Origin of the sequence: Xanthomonas sp. SHU 308, assembly GCF_000364645.1 — a bacterium.
In the GTDB taxonomy this organism is placed as follows: domain Bacteria; phylum Pseudomonadota; class Gammaproteobacteria; order Xanthomonadales; family Xanthomonadaceae; genus Xanthomonas_A; species Xanthomonas_A sontii.
In genome coordinates this window covers 1-2,122 of sequence record NZ_AQOK01000401.1, presented here as the reverse complement: position 1 = coordinate 2,122, position 2,122 = coordinate 1, and the positions used below count along the sequence as shown (strand labels likewise).

The 2,122-nt window shown below is 67.7% G+C and carries 1 protein-coding gene and 1 pseudogene; both read left to right on the top strand.

The window, feature by feature from the left end; all coding sequences use genetic code 11:
* Positions 1-502, top strand: a pseudogene (locus D588_RS0113330) (ATP-dependent DNA helicase); the annotation flags it as partial.
* Positions 503-943: 441 nt separating this feature from the next.
* On the top strand, positions 944-2,122 hold a 1,179-nt coding region (locus tag D588_RS0113325), incomplete at its 3' end, for a methyl-accepting chemotaxis protein (RefSeq protein ID WP_043084854.1).

Genomic DNA, 2,122 nt, shown 5'->3' with positions numbered 1-2,122 from the left:
GGCGCGCAGCGCGGCGGTCGAGCACGTCGCGCTGACGCTGCTGCGCCGCTACGGCGTGGTCTGCTGGCGCCTGCTCGAGCGCGAGGCGGCATGGCTGCCGCCGTGGCGCGAGCTGTTGCGGGTCTACCAGCGCCTGGAGGCGCGTGGCGAGATCCGCGGCGGGCGCTTCATCGATGGCCTGTCCGGCGAACAGTTCGCCCTGCCGGAGGCGATCGGTCTGCTGCGGCAACTGCGCCGCCAGCCTGGCGACGGCACCTGGGTGTGCGTGGCCGCCGCCGATCCGGCCAATCTGCTCGGCAGCGTGCTCCCGGGCACGCGGCTGCCACGCGTGGCGGGCGCGCGCGTGCTGTACCGCGACGGCGTGCCGATGGCGAGCTGGGTCGGCGAGCGTTTCGAGGCGCTGCAGGAGCTCGATGCCGAGGAACGCGTGCGCGCGCAGCGCTTGTTGCGCGGAGCCACCGCGGCGGAACGACGCACGGTCGCGGCGCTGCCGATGGTGTGAAGACGCGGCGCCATGCACGCGCTCGCGCACTGCGAGGGCGGGCATATCGGCGCCGCTTTCACATTCTGTCTACAAATTAGAGGGGTTGGTATCCCACTTCGCCTTCGGTGCAAAACCGGGGTCATCTGCCATTGCAGAACAACTGCGGCATCCGCGCCGCAGACGCCCAGGCGCTTTCTTCACACGCGTCGAGTGCTGCGCCGCAATGCCCGTTGCGCATTCATGCAACGTCGCCGCAGCGCTTGCGCTATGCGGAATTCCGCAGTTTTCACGCGATTTAAAGGCGCTGTCGATGACGCCGATAGCCCTCACGCACAGACGTTGCGGCGCAGCGTCCTCGCTCTCCTCAGAGCGAGTGTGTCCACTCCGCGAGGCGTTGCGGAAGACGGCTGGAGGCGCTCACTTGCGCAACCGGACGCACACAAAGAATCGGGGTACACCATGTTGGGCAATATGAAAATCGGAGTCAGGCTGACGGCGGCATTCCTGATCGTGGCGGCGATCGGCGCCTGTATCGGCTGGGTCGGCATTCGCAACTCCGGCCGCATCAACGACTACGCCACGGTGCTGTACGAGCGCGAACTGCTTGGTCTGTCGCACCTGAAAGAGGCCAACATCAATCTGATCAACGCCGGCCGGTCGCGCGCCAACCTGCAGTTGGCCAGTACCGCGGAAGACCGCGCCAAGCACGTTGCCAACATCGACAAGTACACCGCCCAGGTGGTCGAGCACATGGACAAGGCCAGGACCTCGTTCGACGACCCGGCCACGCTGGCCAAGCTGGCCCGCTTCGACCAGGTGTGGAAGACCTACCTGGAGCGGCGCGGCCAGTTCGTCGACTCGGTGATGCGCGAGCCGCTGCCGCAGGGCAATGCGCAGCTGGCGGACCTATCGAAGGGCGTGCGCAGCAGCTCCGACGAACTGGATACGCTGATGTCCGAACTCAGCGAAACCAAGGAAGCCAACGCGGCGCGTGCCAACGACGCCACCGATGCGATCTATGCCAGCAGCACCCGCACCATGCTGGCCATCGTGATCGGCGGCGTGCTGCTCGGGGTCGGCCTGGGCTGCTGCATCAGCCGCAGCGTGACCCGGCCGATCGACAAGGCGGTCAGCGTGGCCAATGCGCTGTCCGAGGGCGACCTGAGCATGTCGATCGAGGTGCGCGGCCGCGACGAAACCGCGCAGCTGCTGATGGCGATGCAGCGCATGGTCGAGAAGCTGCAGCAGGTGGTCGGCGAGGTCAACGCCAGTGCGCAGAGCCTGGCCGGTGCGTCGGAAGAAGTCAGCGCCACCGCGCAGTCGCTGAGCCAGGCCTCGACCGAACAGGCCGCCGGCGTGGAAGAGACCAGCGCCTCGCTGGAGCAGATGACCGCCTCGATCGCGCAGAACACCGACAACGCCAGGATCACCGACGGCATGGCCGCGCAGGCGGCGCGGGAAACCCTGGAGGGCGGCGAGGCGGTGGTTGCCACGGTCGCGGCGATGAAGCAGATCGCGCAGAAGATCGGCATCATCGACGACATCGCCTACCAGACCAACCTGCTGGCATTGAACGCGGCGATCGAGGCTGCGCGCGCCGGCGAGCACGGCAAGGGCTTCGCCGTGGTCGCGGCGGAA